This is a genomic window from Variovorax sp. Soil_C_19 (genome assembly GCF_057657255.1).
The window spans coordinates 428,816-445,572 of sequence record NZ_JBDGIV010000001.1 but is presented as its reverse complement, the minus strand read 5'-3'; the positions used below and the strand labels follow the sequence as shown (position 1 = coordinate 445,572).

Annotated in this window: 17 protein-coding genes; 12 read left to right on the top strand and 5 right to left on the bottom strand. The window is 69.3% G+C overall.

Annotation, left to right across the window (positions count from 1 at the left end):
- The first annotated feature begins 66 nt into the window (after positions 1–66).
- Both rpoN and AC3A6R_RS02180 read left to right on the top strand, forming a co-directional pair.
- Positions 67–1,509, top strand: coding sequence for an RNA polymerase factor sigma-54 (gene rpoN, locus AC3A6R_RS02185; RefSeq protein WP_487863651.1), 1,443 nt, complete (start codon positions 67–69; stop codon positions 1,507–1,509).
- A 16-nt stretch (positions 1,510–1,525) separates the two neighbouring features.
- Complete coding sequence (locus AC3A6R_RS02180; RefSeq protein ID WP_487858673.1) at positions 1,526–1,816, top strand: hypothetical protein; 291 nt, start codon at positions 1,526–1,528, stop codon at positions 1,814–1,816.
- A 119-nt stretch (positions 1,817–1,935) separates the two neighbouring features.
- On the opposite strand, the gene AC3A6R_RS02175 is transcribed toward AC3A6R_RS02180, so the two are convergent.
- Positions 1,936–2,217: a hypothetical protein gene (locus AC3A6R_RS02175; protein ID WP_487863650.1), complete on the bottom strand. Its 282-nt coding sequence runs from the start codon at positions 2,215–2,217 to the stop codon at positions 1,936–1,938.
- Positions 2,218–2,572: 355 nt separating this feature from the next.
- Here AC3A6R_RS02175 and AC3A6R_RS02170 point away from each other — a divergent pair, with 355 nt between their 5' ends.
- Positions 2,573–3,478 carry a ZIP family metal transporter gene (locus AC3A6R_RS02170; RefSeq protein WP_487863649.1) on the top strand — a complete coding sequence of 302 codons (906 nt, stop codon included), beginning with the start codon at positions 2,573–2,575 and terminating at the stop codon, positions 3,476–3,478.
- A gap of 8 nt (positions 3,479–3,486) precedes the next feature.
- On the top strand, positions 3,487–3,747 hold the full coding sequence (locus AC3A6R_RS02165) for a hypothetical protein (protein ID WP_487863648.1): 261 nt from the start codon (positions 3,487–3,489) through the stop codon (positions 3,745–3,747).
- Here the strand turns inward: AC3A6R_RS02165 and AC3A6R_RS02160 are convergent.
- The 3 genes from AC3A6R_RS02160 to AC3A6R_RS02150 are packed head-to-tail and all read right to left on the bottom strand — an operon-like array spanning position 3,744 to position 6,123.
- Positions 3,744–4,220 (bottom strand): DUF2269 family protein, encoded by a 477-nt coding sequence (locus tag AC3A6R_RS02160; RefSeq protein WP_487863647.1) that lies wholly within the window; start codon positions 4,218–4,220, stop codon positions 3,744–3,746. The genes AC3A6R_RS02165 and AC3A6R_RS02160 overlap by 4 nt on opposite strands.
- A complete protein-coding gene (locus tag AC3A6R_RS02155; protein ID WP_487863646.1) occupies positions 4,202–5,548 on the bottom strand; it encodes an SDR family oxidoreductase in 1,347 nt (448 codons plus the stop codon). Before AC3A6R_RS02155 ends, AC3A6R_RS02160 begins: the two co-directional genes overlap by 19 nt.
- Positions 5,549–5,586: 38 nt before the next feature.
- Positions 5,587–6,123: a hypothetical protein gene (locus AC3A6R_RS02150; RefSeq protein WP_487863645.1), complete on the bottom strand. Its 537-nt coding sequence runs from the start codon at positions 6,121–6,123 to the stop codon at positions 5,587–5,589.
- A 157-nt stretch (positions 6,124–6,280) separates the two neighbouring features.
- On the opposite strand from AC3A6R_RS02150, the gene AC3A6R_RS02145 reads away from it, so the two are divergent.
- Complete coding sequence (locus AC3A6R_RS02145) at positions 6,281–6,514, top strand: hypothetical protein (protein ID WP_487863644.1); 234 nt, start codon at positions 6,281–6,283, stop codon at positions 6,512–6,514.
- Between the two features lie 6 nt (positions 6,515–6,520).
- On the opposite strand, the gene AC3A6R_RS02140 is transcribed toward AC3A6R_RS02145, so the two are convergent.
- Positions 6,521–7,462 (bottom strand): LysR substrate-binding domain-containing protein, encoded by a 942-nt coding sequence (locus AC3A6R_RS02140; protein WP_487858665.1) that lies wholly within the window; start codon positions 7,460–7,462, stop codon positions 6,521–6,523.
- 123 nt (positions 7,463–7,585) lie between these two features.
- Between AC3A6R_RS02140 and AC3A6R_RS02135 the strand changes: the two genes are divergently transcribed.
- The 7 genes from AC3A6R_RS02135 (at position 7,586) to AC3A6R_RS02105 (ending at position 16,716) form a co-directional block, all read left to right on the top strand.
- The gene (locus AC3A6R_RS02135) at positions 7,586–8,581 is read left to right on the top strand and encodes a tripartite tricarboxylate transporter substrate binding protein (RefSeq protein WP_487863643.1); all 996 of its coding nucleotides are present in this window, start codon (positions 7,586–7,588) and stop codon (positions 8,579–8,581) included.
- A 5-nt stretch (positions 8,582–8,586) separates the two neighbouring features.
- On the top strand, positions 8,587–10,110 hold the full coding sequence (locus AC3A6R_RS02130; protein WP_487863642.1) for a UxaA family hydrolase: 1,524 nt from the start codon (positions 8,587–8,589) through the stop codon (positions 10,108–10,110).
- 28 nt (positions 10,111–10,138) lie between these two features.
- The gene (locus AC3A6R_RS02125) at positions 10,139–11,605 is read left to right on the top strand and encodes an NAD-dependent succinate-semialdehyde dehydrogenase (protein ID WP_487863641.1); all 1,467 of its coding nucleotides are present in this window, start codon (positions 10,139–10,141) and stop codon (positions 11,603–11,605) included.
- A 31-nt stretch (positions 11,606–11,636) separates the two neighbouring features.
- Complete coding sequence (gene hpaI / locus AC3A6R_RS02120; protein ID WP_487863640.1) at positions 11,637–12,440, top strand: 4-hydroxy-2-oxoheptanedioate aldolase; 804 nt, start codon at positions 11,637–11,639, stop codon at positions 12,438–12,440.
- A gap of 189 nt (positions 12,441–12,629) precedes the next feature.
- On the top strand, positions 12,630–12,917 hold the full coding sequence (locus AC3A6R_RS02115; RefSeq protein WP_487863639.1) for a hypothetical protein: 288 nt from the start codon (positions 12,630–12,632) through the stop codon (positions 12,915–12,917).
- Positions 12,918–13,048: 131 nt separating this feature from the next.
- Positions 13,049–13,669, top strand: a complete 621-nt coding sequence (locus AC3A6R_RS02110; protein WP_487863638.1) for a YjbF family lipoprotein — start codon at positions 13,049–13,051, stop codon at positions 13,667–13,669.
- A complete protein-coding gene (locus AC3A6R_RS02105) occupies positions 13,666–16,716 on the top strand; it encodes a YjbH domain-containing protein (protein WP_487863637.1) in 3,051 nt (1,016 codons plus the stop codon). Before AC3A6R_RS02110 ends, AC3A6R_RS02105 begins: the two co-directional genes overlap by 4 nt.
- The last annotated feature ends 41 nt before the right edge of the window (positions 16,717–16,757 follow it).

Here is a 16,757-nt window from a genome sequence, read left to right as displayed (position 1 = left end):
TGGCACGTCCGTTGCGCAGGACCGTCTCCCTGCCGACCGCCCCGCCAGGCCAACACACGGAGATCCATGAACACTTCCATTGCCATGCAGGCCCGCCAGATCCAGGCGCCGGTCTTCTCGCGCCGGCTGCAGCAGGCGGTGCGGCTGCTCCAGATGTCGTCGGTCGACTACGCGCAGGCGCTGCGCGAAGCGGCCGAGCTCAACCCCTTCCTCGAAGTCGATGCGGCCTCTCAGGACGGTACCGAAGCGGGGGCCGTCGTGGCGGCAGACACGGCCGAGGCCGCGCCGGCGCTCGCCGACCATGCCAGTGATGCCGCCGCCTTCGACCGCCTCACCGCCGCGCCCGCCACGGGCGAACGCCACCTGTCGCACGACGAGAGCTTCGACCTGATGCAGCGCGTGCCGCTGCCCGATTCGCTGCGCGCCCACCTGCATGCGCAGCTCGGCGTGCTGCGGCTGTCCGAGCGCGAAGCCGCCTTCGCGCAGGCGCTGGTCGAGGCCCTCGACGAGGACGGCTACCTGCGCATCTCGCTCGACGAGATCGGCACCGCGCTCGGCGAATGCCATGCCGACGCCGAACAGGAGCTGCGCACCGCGCTGCGGCGCGTGCAGGCGCTCGAGCCGACAGGCGTGGCGGCGCGCGACCTGGCCGAATGCCTGTGCCTGCAGCTCGATACGATTGCCGACGACGGGACGCGCCAGCTGGCGCGCCGCATCCTCGAACAGCACATCGCGCTGCTCGCCGCGCGCGACACCGGCCGGCTCGCCCGCGCGCTCGGCGCCGCCGCGCACGAGATGCAGGCCGCAGTCGACGCCATCCGGCGCCTGAACCCGCGCCCGGGCTGGCAGTTCGGCGAGACCGGTGCGCGTTTCGTGGCGCCCGACGTCACCGTCCGGAAGGTGGCCGGCGCGTGGCGCACCTCGCTCAACCCCGGCGCCGTGCCGCGCGCACGCGTGAACGCCGACTACGTCCAGCTGTTCGAGAAGCACGGCGGCAACCGCTGCCCCGCGATGAAGGAATGCCTGGAGCAGGCGCGCTGGATGGCGGGCAACGTCTCGCAGCGCGCCGCCACCATCCTCGGCGTGGCGCGCGCCATCGTCGCGCGGCAGAAGCTGTTCCTCGAGCACGGCCCACTCGCGATGAAGCCGCTGGGCTTGCGCGAGATCGCAGACGAGGTGGGCGTACATCCGTCCACCGTGTCGCGCACCGTGCACAACAAGTACATCGCCACGCCGGTCGGCGTCTTCGAGCTGCAGTATTTCTTCTCGCGTGGGCTCGCGCATGCGGCCGGCGGCGCGAGTGCGCCCGTGGCGCTGCAGGGCCTGATCCGCGAGCTCATCGCGGTGGAAAAGCCGGTGGCACCGCTCAGCGACGCCGCGCTCGCGCGCCAGCTCGCGCAGCAGGGCTTTCGCATTGCGCGCCGCACGGTCACCAAGTACCGCCAGAGCATGAACATCGACCCGTTCGAACGCCGCCGCGAGGCCTTCGGCGCCACGGCAATCCCTTGACGATGGAGCAACCGCAATGAGTGCACGCGAACCTGCAGCAGCGGGCGGCGATCCGGGGGCCGGCGATCGCCACGATTTCGCCTACCGCGGCTGGCGTTTCATCTACAGCGCGCGCCGCATGGCCACGGGCGTGTACCGCCCCGTCGTGGTTTGCCTGGGCCAGGGCGCCGGCCACCGCGAACAGGCGCTGCCCGACGACACCGACGAGATCGGCTATGCCAGCGAGGCCGAGGCGTTGCGCCATGCCGAGCAGCAGGCGATGCGCTGGGTGCACGACAGAACAGGCGACGGCCAGGGACAGTTCTAGAGGACCAGGACGCCCTCCGAAGCGGCTCACTTCGTGTAGCCGCCTCCCCCCACTGGGGGGCGCACCCGGTGGCCGGGCAAAGCCCGTTCCACGGGTGCCCTGGCTTGGGCCGGGATGGCTCAACGGCGGGCGGGCGGAGCTGCCGCGCCGTGCAACGCGCAGGCAGCGCGGCCTTCGGCGGTGATGGCGGTCACGATCGCACGCGCGATGCGGCGTTCGCCCGTGCGCAGCACCACCGTGGGTTCGGTCTGCGCCTGCAGCAGCAAGGCACTGCGCAGGGCGAGGATCTTGTCGATCTCATAGGGTTCCGAGCACACCACCGGCAGTTTCCGGCGCGAGAGTTGTTCGAGCAGTTCGTAGCACTCATTGGCGCGGCCCGCGCGCCGCCGCGATCTTTTCATGGCAGTTATCCAGCATCGAGAAAGAAGGAGTCGGTCCGGAAGCAATGCGGTTTCCGGCGCTAGATAGGAGCGGCAATCGGCATGCCCGAGGCAGACATGCGCGGGCACGCGCGGTTGCCTCACGGCAGCTGAGCAAACCAAAGCTCAATGCCTCATGCGAGGGAGGCGCATGTAGTCTGCATTTGCAGCCCACACGAGAAACGCTCCTACGCGCTGCCACATTCGCCGCACCGAATCTTCATCCAGGGTGAACAAACACCGGCTCGACAACCTTTTCTCTCGTGGGTGCGAGTTGGGCGGCGGCCATCAAGGTCGCCGCTCCTTTTTTTGCGAACACCTTTCTTCTGGTTCCAAGATGACGACCCTCGAACTGCTGTTCGCACGCGCCGGCCGTAGGCGGTCCTGGCGCCGGCTGCTCGGCCTTTGCATCGTCGCGGCCGGCGTGGTGTTTCTTTTGCTCGAAGCATTCGAGGCGGTGGCATTGGGGGATGCCCGCGTGCGCGGCGCGCTGCTCGGCGGTTCGCTGGCCGCGCTGGCGACCGCGCTCGGCACGCTGCCGGTGCTGCTGTCGCACCAGTTCTCGCAGCGCACCTTCGACACCATGCTGGGCTTCGGCGCCGGCGTCATGCTCGCAGCCACATCGTTCTCGCTCGTCATTCCGGCCCTCGAGGCTGCCGGCACGCAGGGCTTCGGCGCCTGGGGCGCGGGTGGCATCGTGGGCGGCGGCGTGCTGCTGGGCGCGGCGCTGCTGCTGGCGATCGACCGCGTCGTGCCGCACGAGCATTTCATCAAAGGCGTCGAAGGGCCCCGGGCCGTCAAGCTCAAGCGCGTCTGGCTGTTCGTGCTGGCGATCGCGCTGCACAACCTGCCCGAGGGCCTGGCGATCGGCGTGGCCTTCGCGGGCTCCGATCCGGTGGCCGCCACCGCGCTGGCCACCGGTATCTCGATCCAGGACGTGCCCGAGGGCATGGTCGTGGCGCTCGCGCTGCGCGGCGTGGGCTACGGGCGGCTGGCATCGGCGGGCCTGGGCGTCGCGTCAGGTCTGGTGGAGCCCGTGATGGCAGTGCTCGGCGCCACATTGGTCACGCTGACCGCGAGCCTGCTGCCCTGGGGCCTGGCGCTCGCGGCCGGCGCGATGCTATTCGTCATCAGCCACGAGATCATTCCCGAGTCGCACCGCCAGGGCCACGAGGCCTTCGCCACCGGCGGGCTGATGGTCGGCTTCGTCGTGATGATGGTGCTCGACACGGCGCTCGGATGAGGCTTGCGATGAACGCGCTCGACCTGCTCAACCTCGATGTGCTGCTGGCGCGCAGCGTGCTGCTGCGCACCGACTACATGCAGGCGCAGGACCGCGTGCGCCGGGCGCTGGACCTGCGCCACGACGAGGCCGGCCTGCGCCCATCGGAAGAAGACTTCGATGACCTCGTGGCCGCCATGATCCGGTCGCTCGCGGCCGATGCGCGCTACCTCTGCACGCTGGCCATCACGGTGCGCTGCATCATCGAGCGGGCCAAGACATCTGTTTAACTTCCTCCGAGCGCCGGCTTCGCGATCATCAGCCAGAACAGCGCCAGAAACAGGAAGAACGCCGGCACGCCGAGCGCCACCCACCACTTGAACAGCAGCCAGTAGCGCGGCGGCAGCGGCGTGCCCTCGCGCGCGGCCTCGGCGGCCAGGTCGCGCAGGCGCATCTGCAGCCACACCACGGGCAGCCAGCAGGCGATCGCGAGCGCATAGCACACGATCGAAGCCTTGAGCCATGGCGTCGAGAGCGGCAGACCCATGCGTTGCACCAGCATGAAGCCGGTGACCGGCTGCAGCACCGCGGTGGTCGCGGTGAACAGCCAGTCTGCGCGCACCACCATGCGCGCCACCACCGCCACCGCGCGCACGTCGCGCGAGAGCGTGGTCGCGAGCAGGTAGAAGGCCGAGCCGATGCCCGTGCCGAACAGCAGCGTGGACGAGATCACATGCAGGTATTTCAGGACGAGGTATTCCATGGCGGTTTCTTCTCCTTGACTGGACGCGGCGGCTCCATCGCCCATAGCAGCGCGACGGCGGCGGCCATTGGCAGGTTCTTCGACAACGGTCCGAAGGGATGGAGCCAGAACTCGGGCATGGCCCAGGTGATCGCCGCCGTGTAGAAGGCCATGAGCGCAAGCTGCAGCGGCCACAGCACGCGGGCGCGCCAGGCGGCGGACAGCGCGACCGTGCCGATGCCGAGCGCCAGGTCGAACAGCGCCGCACCGTTCAGCAGCCATTCGGCCAGCGTGCCGTGCGCGCCCACGCGCGCGAGCAGCGCCAGGCTCTGGTCGCGCGGATAGAGGCCGATCGACACCACGAAGGTCCAGATCCACACCGCCGCCACCGACCACCGCAGCAGCGGCAGCATCCACTGCAACCAGGCCGTACGCCGCAGCGCCTCGGCACCCTGCGCGGGGACGAAGCTGCGGTGCGAGCGCGGCGCGCGCCCGAGCCATTGCGCGAACTCGTCGGCCGGCGCGGCATTGCCCTGCAGCAGCATGCCTGCGGTGTCGGCATCGAGGAAGCTGCCCTTCCATCGGCCGGCGAGCCGCGCGCCGAAGCGGAACAGGCCTTCGGGCAGCGGCAGCACCCAGGCGCCGCGTGCATGGCCGAGCTGGCGGCGCAGGTCGGCGAGGTAGTCACCAAAGCGTACCGGCTCCGGACCGACGAAGGCGATGGTGCGGCTGCGCACGGGGCGCGCCTCGGCCAGCGCGACCACGCCCGCGACCACGTCGTGCAGGTGCACCGGCTGCACCAGTTGGCCACCGCCGCCGGGCAGCGCGAGCAGCGGCATCACGGCGAGTGTGGCGAACAGCCTGGCGCTCGCGCCCTCGTCGCCCCAGACCAACGAAGGCTGCACGATGGCCGACGCCACGCGGCACTGGCGCAGGTGCCGGTCGGCGGCGCCCTTGCTGCGGTGGTAGGCGCTTGCCGCGTCCACCGTGGCGCCGAGCGCCGACACCTGGATGACGAGCGCGGCGCCCGTCGCGGCGCAAGCGTCGAAAAGCTGCACCGGCGCGAGGTGATGGATCGCCTCGAACTCGCCTGCGTTGCGCTCGCGCAGCACGCCCGCGGCATTGATGACCACGTCGCCGGCACGCAGGTGGTCGGCCCAGAACGACGCGGGCGGAACCTGCATCAGGTCGGCGCCAAGCCACTGCGTGTGTGCCTGCGGCCAAGTCGCCTCGGCGCGGGCGCGCTCGGGGTCGCGTGCGGTGCACAGCAGGTCGGCGCCGTGCGCCGCGAAGGCGGCTGCGAATGCGCGGCCGAGAAAGCCCGATGCGCCGACGATCACCACGCGCATGGCCGGCCTTCTTTCACCATGCCGCTGGCATCCGCGCGTCAATGCCGCGGCGGGCGATTGGCCACTGCGCAGCCGAGCGCCAGGCCCACTGCGAAGCTGGCATACACCGCAGCCATGGCCGGCCGCGACAGGTGGTGCTCGAACCCGGGCGTCAGGCGCCGGGGTGTCGCCAGATAGTCGACGGCGCAGGCAGTGGCCGCCGCGACGCCGGCACCCGACAGCGCCGCGGGCACCGACTGCGCCGGCCTGCGGTTGGCATGGAGCCAGGCGTAGAGCACCGCCCAGAAGGTAGCGGAACCGTGGTGGATGGCGTAGCCGATCAGCGTGTGGCGCAGCGAGGGCGACCGCCTGATCAGCGCGGTGCGGTCCCAGATCCAGTGGCTCGTCGCATTGGTCGGTGCACTGGCGCTGGCGATCTGGCAACGCCCCAATACCGACAGCGCGATCGTCGAGGCCACGCTCGCGAAGGCGCCTGCGATCAGGCCGGTGCGGATGGCGGACCGGAACGGCGGGCAGGCACGCGCGCGCGTGTCGCGTGAAGGATCTTGCGGGTCGTCTTCTTGCTGCTGCTGCATGCGCGGAGCATGGCCGCGGAGGCGGCGCACGCGCGTGCGATGCGGAGCACCACCGCGTAGGCAGGCATCGCCAAGGACCCGAGTCGCTGTCCGACACCCCGCTGCCCCCTGCCGAGGCAGCGTGATTGCACCGCATTGAAGGGGTGAATCAAGAATGATGAAGACCGAACAAGCGAAGAGCGACGAGCGCGACAACAAGCGCGTGTTCCGCTGGGGCATTGGCGCGGCGATCACGGTGCTGCTGCTCGCGCTGCTCTACAACCTGCTCATCCAGACGCGCGAAGAAGGCCCGGTCAAGCCCGAGACGCCGACCCAGAGCGCGCCGCAACTCCAGACCACGCCCGGCACGGGCAACCCGCCCGCCGCGCCTGCCAGCCCGTCGAGCCAATAGACGGGGTCAGCGCGGCGACTTGGCCTTGGCAGCGCGCCGCAGGCACTCGATGAGCTGCTGCGTGCTCGGCGTGCGCCTGCGGCCGCGCAAGGTGATCAGGCCCACCGGCGGCAGATCGATCGGCACCGCGATCGGCAGCACCTTGAGCATGCCCTGCCGCTCGAAATGGCGCGCGACCGAGCGCGCCATGAAGGCCACCGCATCGCGCTGCTGCACGAAGCTGACCTGCGCCAGGAACGAGGCCGACTCGATGATGTCGGCCGGCGGATGCACGCCGTCGCGAAAGAACATCTGGTCGAGCTTGACGCGCAGTGACGCCCAGGGTGGCGGCATCACGCAAGGCTCCTTGGCGAGCCCCGCGAAGTCGAGCCGGCGCTTCGACGCGAGCGGATGGCCGGGCCGCACCACCACCGCCATCGGCTCGGCATGCAGCGCCTCGGTTTCGAGGTCGGGCGCCGCATAGCCGGGCTCGAGCCGGCCAACGAACAGGTCGAGCTCGCCGAGGCGCAGCTTGGGCAGCAGGCGTGTGAGGTCGCCCTCTTCCACCAGCACCGTCGTCTGCGCGGAGTGCGCCTTGAGCATCTCGACCGCGCGCGCGAGCAACACCGGCGTGGCGACCACCATGGCGCCCACGCTGGTGCGGCCTGCGGCGCCGCTCGCGACCGCGGCGATCTCGTCGCGTGTGCGGTCGTAGTCGGCGAGCACCGAGCGGGCAAAGCGCACCACGCTGTCGCCATAGGGCGTGGGTTCGGTGCCGCGCGTGGAGCGCTCGAACAGCGCCAAGCCGAACATGCGTTCGATCTCCGCGAGCGACTTGGACACCGCGGGCTGCGTGACCGACAGGAACTCCGCGGCCCGGCCCAGATGCCTGAACTGGTCGAGCGCCACGAGCATCTGCAGATGCCGCAGCTTGAGGTTGGAACGAAGAACGCGGTCGATCTGGCTCATGGGGTGCTTGCGGCGTCTACATAACCTCCAGGCTATGAAGCGAGTCCGCTATTTCATTGGATTGCAATGATTGTCTGCTGAAGAATGCGCGTGGCCTTTCGAACCCGACAACGGAGACAACAAATGAGCATCCATCGCACCCTTCCCCGCCGGCAGCTGGTATTGGGCGGCCTCGGCGCCGCCGCGCTCGCCGCCACCACCGGCCGCGCCTTCGCGGCCGAGTACCCCGAGCGCGCGATCACCTTCATCTGCCCCTGGCCGGCCGGCGGCACAGCCGACCGCTCCATGCGCGCGATCTGCCAGATCGCGGCGCGCGAACTCGGGCAGCCGGTCGCGCTCGAGAATCGCGCCGGCGCCTCCGGGATGATCGGCACCAAGGCGCTCGCCTCGGCCCGCCCCGACGGCTACACCATCGGGCAGATCCCGATCTCGGTCACGCGCTTTGCGCAGATCGGCACGGTGCAGATCGATCCGCTCAAGGACCTGAGCTTTCTCGCCCGCACCTCGGGCCAGACCTTCGGCATCGCGGTGCATGCGAATTCGCGCTTCAAGTCGCTGGCCGACCTCGTGGCGCAGGCCAAGGCGAAGCCCGGCGCGATCAGCTATGCACATGCGGGCATCGGCGGCGCCACGCACGTGGGCATGGAGCAGTTCGCGCAGGCGGCCGGCGTGAAGTTCAACGCCATCGCCTACAAGGGCGGCTCGGCCGCGCTGCAGGACGTGCTCGGCGAGCAGGTCGACGTGCTGGCCGACAGCAGCTCGTGGGCGCCGCACGTCGAAAGCGGCAAGCTGCGCCTGCTCGCCACCTGGGGCGATGCGCGCACGCCGCGCTTCAAGGACACGCCCACGCTCAAGGAGCTGGGCTACGACGTGGTGGTCGAAGCGCCCAACGGCATCGGCGCGCCCCGCGGCTTGCCGCCCGCGGTGGAGAAGAAGCTGCGCGACGCCTTCCGCGTGGCGGTGAACAGCGACGAATTCAAGAAAGTGGCCGACAGCATCGACGCACCCGTCATGTACCAGGACGGCCCCGACTACCGCAAGTACGTCGAGGCCGTCTACCGACAGGAGACCGAGCTGATCCGCAAGCTCAACCTCAAGGAGCTGATGGAAAAAGGCTGAACGACATGAACGACGCCCGCCTGCTGCGCCTCCACCCGAACGACAACGTGCTGGTGGCCAAGACCCCGATCGCGCTCGGCGAGACGATCGCCGGCTTCGGCGTGCGCGCACGCGCCCAGATCCCCGCGGGCCACAAGATCGCCGCGCGGGCGATCGCGGCCGGCGAGCAGGTGAAGAAGTACGACACGGTGATCGGTGTCGCTTCGCGCAGCCTGGAGGCCGGCGACTACGTGCACAGCCACAACCTCACGCTGGTCGACTCGTACCGCGACCCGGGCTTTTGCCAGGACGTGCGCCCGGTCGACTACGTGCCCGAGTCGGAACGCGCGGCCTTCATGGGCTTCGTGCGGGCCGACGGGCGCGTGGGCACGCGCAACTTCGTCGGCATTTTGTCGTCGGTCAATTGCTCCGCCACGGTCATCAAGCGCATCGCGGCGCACTTCACGCCCGAGCGGCTCGCGGCCTTTCCAAACGTCGATGGCGTGGCCGCCTTCGCGCAGACCAGCGGCTGCGGCATGTCGTCGCCGAGCGAGCATTTCGACGTGCTGCGCCGCACGCTCGCGGGCTATGCGCGCCATCCCAACCTGGCCGGCGTGCTGATCGTGGGGCTGGGCTGCGAGCGCAACCAGGTCGACGCGCTGGTCGACTCGCAAGGCCTCGAACAGGGCCGGCTACTGCGCACGCTGGTGATGCAGGAGGTGGGCGGCACGCGCCAGACCATCGAGGCCGGCATCCGCGCGGTCGAAGAGATGCTGCCCGAGGCCAATGCCGCGGTGCGCACCCGCGTGGGCGCGCACCATCTGAAGGTCGGCCTGGAGTGCGGCGGCTCGGACGGCTTCTCGGGCATCACCGCGAACCCCGCGCTCGGCGCCGCGATGGACCTGCTGGTGCGCCACGGCGGCACCGCCATCTTGAGCGAGACGCCCGAGATCCACGGCGTGGAGTTCATGCTCACGCGCCGCGCCGTCACGCCAGAAGTCGGGCAGAAGCTGCTCGACCGCCTGGCTTGGTGGGAGCGCTATGCGGCGGGGCAGAACGCGCAGTTCAACGGCGTGGTCGGCCACGGCAACCAGGCCGGCGGGCTCGCGAACATCTTCGAGAAATCGCTCGGCTCGGCCATGAAGGGCGGCACCACGCCGCTGCAGGCGGTGTACGAATATGCGGAGCCTATCGACAAGGCCGGCTTCGTCTTCATGGACTCGCCGGGCTACGACCCGGTGGCGGTCACCGGCCAGATCGCGAGCGGCGCGCAGCTGATCTGCTTCACGACCGGCCGCGGCTCGATGTTCGGCAGCAAGCCGGCGCCGACGATCAAGCTCGCGAGCAACACGCCGATGTTTCGCCGCCTCGAAGAAGACATGGACATCAACTGCGGCGTGGTGCTCGACGGCGAGCTCAGCGTGCCGGAGCTCGGCGAGCGCATCTTCGAACAGATCCTGCGCCATGCCTCGGGCGAACGCACGCGCAGCGAGGCGCTCGGCCTTGGCGACCATGAATTCGTGCCCTGGCACCTCGGCATCGTGAGCTGAATACGCACCCATCTCCAAGACAACAGACATGCTCACCCTCTCCCGCCCCGACCTTCAGCGCAGCGCGAACTTCATTGCCGGCGAATGGCATCGACCGGCCGGCCGCATGTTCGACGTGACCGATCCGGCGACCGGCGCGCCGATCGCGCAGGTGCCCGATTCCGACGCCACCGCCGCCCGCACCGCGGTCGATGCGGCGCAAGCCGCCTTTCCGGCCTGGCGCCGCACGCCGGCCAAGCAGCGCGCGCAGATCCTCAAGCGCTGGAACGACCTGGTGCTCGCCAACCAGGACGACCTGGGCCGCATGATTTCGCGCGAACAGGGCAAGCCGCTGGCCGAGGGCATCGGCGAGGTCGCCTATGCGGCGAGCTACATCGAGTGGTTCGCCGAAGAGGCGACGCGCGCCAACGGCGAGGTGATTCCCGCACCCCTGGCCGGCCGGCGCATGTTCGCGCTGCGCGAGCCCGTGGGCGTGGTGGCCGCGATCACGCCCTGGAACTTTCCGGCCGCGATGATCGCGCGCAAGATCGCGCCGGCGCTCGCGGCCGGCTGCACCGTGGTCTGCAAACCGGCCGAGGACACGCCGCTGACCTCGCTCGCGCTGGTGGCGCTGGCGGCCGAGGCCGGGGTGCCTGCGGGCGTGCTCAACATCGTGACCGCCTCGCGCGAGCGCACGCCCCAGGTGGTCGATGCCTGGCTCGACGATGCGCGCGTGCGCAAGATCACCTTCACCGGATCGACGCCTGTGGGCAAGCACCTGGCGCGGCGCTCGGCCGACACGCTCAAGAAGCTTTCGCTCGAACTCGGCGGCAACGCGCCCTTCATCGTGTTCGACGATGCCGACCTCGAGGCCGCGGTCGACGGCCTGATGGCGGCCAAGTTCCGCAACGGCGGCCAGACCTGCGTGTGCCCCAACCGCGTGTTCGTGCACGAGGCCGTGCACGACCGCTTTGCCGCGCTGCTCGTTGCCCGCGTGGCCGCGCTGCGCGTGGGGCCGGCGTCGGACAGCGCTTCGCAGATCGGCCCGATGATCAATGCGCGCGCGGTCGAGAAGATCGAGCGCCATGTGCACGACGCCACCACGCGCGGCGCGCGCGTGCTCACCGGCGGCACGCGGCTGCCCGCGCTCGGGCCGAACTACTTTGCGCCGACCGTGCTGGCCGATGCCGACGCGACGATGGCCTGCGCCTGCGAAGAGACCTTCGGCCCCGTCGTGCCGCTGACGCGCTTCGCCGACGAGGCGGCGGTGATCGCCCAAGCCAACGACACGCCGTTCGGGCTGGCCGCGTACTTCTATTCGCGCGACGTGCGCCGCGTCTGGCGCGTGGCCGATGCGCTCGAGGCCGGCATCATCGGCATCAACGAGGGCGCGCTCGCCGCCGAGGCCGCGCCCTTCGGCGGCGTGAAGGATTCGGGCTACGGCCGCGAAGGGTCGGTTCATGGGCTCGACGACTACCTGCACACCAAATACGTCTGCCAGGGCCAGTTGGACTGACGCAAACACCCCACCCAAGGACACCTCCCCCATGCCTGCCCACAACAACTTCAAATCCGCGCTGGCCGCGAAACGGCCGCAGGTCGGCCTCTGGCTGTCGATGGCCGATCCGTACATGGCCGAGGTCAGCGCCACCGCCGGCTTCGACTGGCTGCTGATCGACGGCGAGCACGCGCCCAACGACCTGCGCTCCACGCTCGCCACGCTGCAGGCGGTTGCGCCCCACCCGGCCGAACCCGTGGTACGTGCGGTGCAGGGCGACGCCGCGCTGATCAAGCAGCTGCTCGACATCGGCGCGAAGAACCTGCTGGTGCCGATGGTCGACACGGCCGAGCAGGCACGCGCGCTGGTCGCGGCCACGCGCTACCCGCCACTGGGCGTCCGCGGCGTGGGCAGTGCCGTCGGCCGGGCTTCGCAGTGGAGCGGGCGCATCGACTACCTCGAAGTCGCCGACGACGAGGTCTGCCTGCTGGTGCAGGCCGAGACCGTAACGGCGCTGTCGAACCTCAACGAGATCTGCGCAGTGGACGGCGTCGACGGCGTGTTCATCGGCCCGGCCGACCTGGCCGCATCGATGGGCCATCGCGGGCGGCCCGGGCATCCGAAGGTCCAGGCCGCGATCGAAGCGGCCATGCGCACCATCGTGGCATCGGGCAAGGCCGCGGGCACGCTGACCTCCGACCCGAAGCTCGCACGGCGGTATCTCGAACTCGGCTGCACCTTCGTCGCGGTGGGCGTCGACCTGCTGCTGTTCGCGGGCGCCGCGCGGGGGCTTGCGGGCGAGTTCAAGGGCGCGGCAGCGCCTGCCGAAGCCGGCTCGCGTGCCGCTTACTGAGAATTTGGGAAACCATTTGCAACAAAAGTCGCAATTCCGGCGAAAAACGGGTCTTCCCGAAGCGTTTCTCCTCTCATGCGGGTAGCTTCCACCGCTCTGAGAGTGGTAGTATCCACCCAGCGAGTCGTAACAATGCATCTGTGCAAGTAACCTCGATACGCGCCCAATCCACCTCTGAAAAGGGAAATCATGAAGCACACTCACCTGATCGCCGCAATGGCCTTGGCAGCCCTGGCTTCCGTCCCTGCGCTGGCTCAACAACAGCCCGCCCAAGCGGCCCAGCCGGCCAACGCCTCACAAGCCCGCCAAGCAGCGTCGGGTGGCTCCCTGACCCGCGAACAAATGATCGGCATCGGCGCAGTGACCGGTGTGGTCATCGCAGCAACTGCCGGCGGCGGTGGCGGCGGCGGCGGCGGCTTCTACATTCCCCCGGGCGGCCCGGGCGGCACGACCGGAACCACCGGCACCACCAGGTAATGGCCGGAGCCCTCCGCAAGGGGGGGTTCTCAGCGAGAGTCCGGCGCACCACTGGCGCGGTCCAAAAATTAGGATGTTGCGTTCTCGCATCATCCTTTTTTTTGGGCGGATGCTCTTCGGGCTCCTCGGCAATGCTCGCCACCGCCCGGCAACTTTTCAGTGCCTCGCCATCGGACTCCCCGGTATTCCGCCCGGAATTCAGCTATCTTCGCGCCTCCTTCGAAGGCCGCACCGTTTTTCTCGTGCTCGGATACGTCGACCCCCATCCTGAAGGTCCCACCGAGGTCTGGTACAGCGCCTCGGGCGAAGCAGTGCGCTTGCGCCACGGGCGCGTGGTTTCCACGGCCGGGCTCACGACCGACTGGCGCGCGGTGCGCCTCTCGAACGTGCCCACGTGGGCCCAGGCCGCCAAAGGCGAGCCTTCGGCAGTGCGGTTCGAACGTGAACGCGACCTCATGCCCGGCTACCGCGCCGGCATTCGCGACCAGGTCGAACAACGCCCGATCGATCCTCCGCGCGACACGCTGCTCGCCGGCCGGTCCGCCGAGTCGCTGCGCTGGGTCGAGGAACGCAGCAGCACGCACCCCGCTTCGGCCGCGCTGCCGCCGGCGCGCTTCGGCCTCTCGCCTGTGGACGACCGGTTCGAGGTGGTGTATTCGGAACAGTGCCTTTCCCGCGACCTGTGCCTGAGCTTCGAGCGATGGAACCCGCCTGCCCCGGCCAACATTGCCTCGACAAGCGCTGGTTCATGACTTTGGCACCGCTCGGCCCGATCAACCTCCCCTTCCGCCTCAGCCTGCTGGCTACAGCGATCGTGTTGACGGTTCCTTCCACCCACGCCGCGCCGAACGACCGCCTGACCGCGCGCGCCGACCAGGTGCGGGCGGGCGAGCGGCTCAGCGACTGGCTGCTGCGCCAGCCCGAGCAGGTGGCGAACCCCGGCCTGGCCTGGCAGGTGCCGCAGGAGCTGCTGGCCCAGCAGCTGTTGAAGGAAACCTTGCTGGTCAGCGTCGAAGCGGCCGTGCGGTCGGCATCGCCCAGCGAGCGGCTCGCACGCGAGCAACTGCTGTCAGTGCTAAACAGCCTGCCGGTCACCGGCCGCGTGGCGCTCGGCATCGTCGATGCGCGCTGGCTCCAGGCCAACCCCGAACAAGATCCCGTGCTCGACGAAGGCCAGCGGCTCGTGGTGCCTCCACCCGTGCTGCGCTGGGTGACGGTGGTGCAGCCCGACGGCAGCTTCTGCCGCGTGAGGCACGAGGCCGGGCGCACGGTGCTCGACTACCTGGCCGGCTGCGCACCCGAAGGCGGTGCCGACTGGGCCTGGATTGCCCAGCCTGATGGCCGCACCACGCGCGCCGCCATCGCTGCCTGGAACGCCGAGCCCGCCGACGAGCCCGCCCCGGGGGCGTGGATCTGGGCGCCGCCACGCAGCATGCCCGAACTCGCTGCGCTGTCGGAGGGCATGATCAAGTTTCTGGCGGTACAGGGCCCGTCGCCGCAGGAATCGGCCGGCGCCGAAACGACGCCCGCTCCTGTCGCAGCGCCTTCGGCCGCGCCGGCTGCCGCAGCCACGCTCACGTACACCGCACCCACACTGAGCGCCGCCCTGCCAGACACCGTCGCCACCCAGCCGCGCCCGCTCGACGTCAGCGGCAACGACTGGGGCGAAATCGGCCTGCTGCAGACGCCTTCGGCACGCATGGGACAAGCCGGCGACGGGCGCGTATCGCTCACGTCCATCTGGCCCTACACGCGGCTGAACTTCATGCTCCAGCCGTTCGACTGGATGGAGGCAGGCTTTCGCTACACGTCGATCTCGAACCGCGCCTATGCCGCCAGCAACACCGGTCAGTCACTCAAGGACAAGAGCATCGACATCAAGCTGCGGTTACAGAAGGAAAGTGCTCGCGTGCCCGAAGTGGCACTGGGCTTTCGCGACATCGGCGGCACGGGCCTGTTCTCGGGCGAGTACCTGGTCGCCAGCAAGCGCTGGAACGACTTCGATTTCAACCTCGGCATCGGCTGGGGCTACCTGGGGGCGAGCGGCAACATCGGCAATCCGTTCAAGCTGCTGGGCAACCGCTTTGATACACGCGGTAACTCGCGCACCAACACCGGCCGGTTCGGCTCCTTCTTCCGTGGCCCCGCCGCGCTGTTCGGCGGGGTGCAGTGGCGCACACCCTGGGACCCGCTCACGCTCAAGCTCGAATACGACGGCAACAACTACCAGAACGAGCCGCAAGCAAACAACCAGCGCCAGCGCTCGCCCTTCAACATCGGCCTGACCTACCGCGTCTCGCCCACGATCACGCTGTCGACGGGCTTCGAGCGTGGCGACAAGTTCATGGTCGGCATCACGCTGGCGGGCAATATGGCGAATGCCCAGACCACCAAGGTGGCCGACCGGCCGCTGCCGGGCTTCAGGGCCGAAGGGCCCGAGCGCTCGCCCGGCTGGGCGGCCACGGCCATGGAGATCGAGGCGCAAACCGAATGGACCGTCGAGCGCATCGCGCCGAAGCACGACGTGGTGCATGTGTGGGTGACCGACAGCAACACCGTCTATCGCACCGCGCGCGTCGAAAAAGCCATTGCGGTGCTGCACCACGACGCGCCGGACGCCTTCAAGAGCTTCGTCTTTCATTACTCGGAGCGCGGGCTCGCGGTGCATGCGCAAGTGATCGATCGGGCCGAATGGGTGACCGCGCGCATCAAGGCGCTGCCGCCGCATCAGGCCCGCGCCGTGTCGAAGCGCGACTACGAGCCCGCACTGCCGCGCCGCGGCGAAAGGCCGCAGATTGCCGCCACGCCCGAGCTGTCGGCACCGCTCCCGCCTGTCGAGCGCAGCGCGGCCGAAGGCAATGCGCCTGCCGCACCCACCCTCGGGCCATGGGAAAAGGCCCGCGAAAAGTTCAGCTTCGGGCTTGCGCCGAGCTACGGGCAGATCGTGGGCGGCCCCGACGCCTTCATCCTTTACCAGCTCGGCGTGCAGGCCACCGCCGAATACCGCTTCACGCCGCGCACCTGGCTCAGCGGCAACGTCAACCTGCGGCTGGCCGACAACTACGACAAGTTCACCTACACCGCGCCCAGCGAACTGCCGCGCGTGCGCACCTTCCAGCGCGAGTACGTGACGTCGCGGCGCTTCACGATTCCTTCGCTGCAGCTCACGCACGTGGGCCAGTGGTCGACCAACCACTACTACAGCGCTTATGGCGGCCTGCTCGAATCGATGTTCGCGGGCGTCGGCGCCGAATGGCTCTATCGGCCGGCGCGCTCGCCCATTGCCTTTGGCGTCGACATCAACCGCGTGCGGCAACGCGACTTTGCGCAAGACTTCGGCTTGCGCGACTACAAGGTGACCACCGGCCACGCGAGCCTTTACTGGGACACCGGCTGGAACGGCGTGCTGGCAAAGGTCAGCGCCGGCCAGTACCTTGCGGGCGACCGCGGCGTGACGCTCGAGATCATCCGCCGGTTCGACAACGGGCTAGTGCTCGGGGCCTATGCCACCAAGACGAACGTCTCGGCGCAGCAGTTCGGCGAAGGCGATTTCGACAAGGGCATCTACCTGTCGATTCCGCTGGACGCCCTGCTTCCGCGGTCGAGCAAGTTCTCGATCGGCTTTGGATGGTCGCCGCTCACGCGCGACGGCGGCGCGCGGCTCGGCCGCACCAATACCTTGTACGAACTCACCTCCGTGCGCGACCGCGGCGCCTTCGACTTTGCGCCGCCGTCCAACAAAGCACCTCGTGCGGGGGACAACATCTTGAACTTCGACAGCAGCAGCAATAGCCAATAGCAGCCAATGAGTGTTTGCATGACAACCCACCTCTCACGCGA

Excerpts from the sequence above, each read along its gene's own strand:
- rpoN (WP_487863651.1), top strand. The coding sequence starts at position 67 with ATGAACACTTCCATTGCCATGCAGGCCCGCCAGATCCAGGCGCCGGTC.
- AC3A6R_RS02180 (WP_487858673.1), top strand. The coding sequence starts at position 1,526 with ATGAGTGCACGCGAACCTGCAGCAGCGGGCGGCGATCCGGGGGCCGGC.
- AC3A6R_RS02175 (WP_487863650.1), bottom strand. The coding sequence starts at position 2,217 with ATGAAAAGATCGCGGCGGCGCGCGGGCCGCGCCAATGAGTGCTACGAA.
- AC3A6R_RS02170 (WP_487863649.1), top strand. The coding sequence starts at position 2,573 with ATGACGACCCTCGAACTGCTGTTCGCACGCGCCGGCCGTAGGCGGTCC.
- AC3A6R_RS02165 (WP_487863648.1), top strand. The coding sequence starts at position 3,487 with ATGAACGCGCTCGACCTGCTCAACCTCGATGTGCTGCTGGCGCGCAGC.
- AC3A6R_RS02160 (WP_487863647.1), bottom strand. The coding sequence starts at position 4,220 with ATGGAATACCTCGTCCTGAAATACCTGCATGTGATCTCGTCCACGCTG.
- AC3A6R_RS02155 (WP_487863646.1), bottom strand. The coding sequence starts at position 5,548 with ATGCGCGTGGTGATCGTCGGCGCATCGGGCTTTCTCGGCCGCGCATTC.
- AC3A6R_RS02150 (WP_487863645.1), bottom strand. The coding sequence starts at position 6,123 with ATGCAGCAGCAGCAAGAAGACGACCCGCAAGATCCTTCACGCGACACG.
- AC3A6R_RS02145 (WP_487863644.1), top strand. The coding sequence starts at position 6,281 with ATGAAGACCGAACAAGCGAAGAGCGACGAGCGCGACAACAAGCGCGTG.
- AC3A6R_RS02140 (WP_487858665.1), bottom strand. The coding sequence starts at position 7,462 with ATGAGCCAGATCGACCGCGTTCTTCGTTCCAACCTCAAGCTGCGGCAT.
- AC3A6R_RS02135 (WP_487863643.1), top strand. The coding sequence starts at position 7,586 with ATGAGCATCCATCGCACCCTTCCCCGCCGGCAGCTGGTATTGGGCGGC.
- AC3A6R_RS02130 (WP_487863642.1), top strand. The coding sequence starts at position 8,587 with ATGAACGACGCCCGCCTGCTGCGCCTCCACCCGAACGACAACGTGCTG.
- AC3A6R_RS02125 (WP_487863641.1), top strand. The coding sequence starts at position 10,139 with ATGCTCACCCTCTCCCGCCCCGACCTTCAGCGCAGCGCGAACTTCATT.
- hpaI (WP_487863640.1), top strand. The coding sequence starts at position 11,637 with ATGCCTGCCCACAACAACTTCAAATCCGCGCTGGCCGCGAAACGGCCG.
- AC3A6R_RS02115 (WP_487863639.1), top strand. The coding sequence starts at position 12,630 with ATGAAGCACACTCACCTGATCGCCGCAATGGCCTTGGCAGCCCTGGCT.
- AC3A6R_RS02110 (WP_487863638.1), top strand. The coding sequence starts at position 13,049 with ATGCTCGCCACCGCCCGGCAACTTTTCAGTGCCTCGCCATCGGACTCC.
- AC3A6R_RS02105 (WP_487863637.1), top strand. The coding sequence starts at position 13,666 with ATGACTTTGGCACCGCTCGGCCCGATCAACCTCCCCTTCCGCCTCAGC.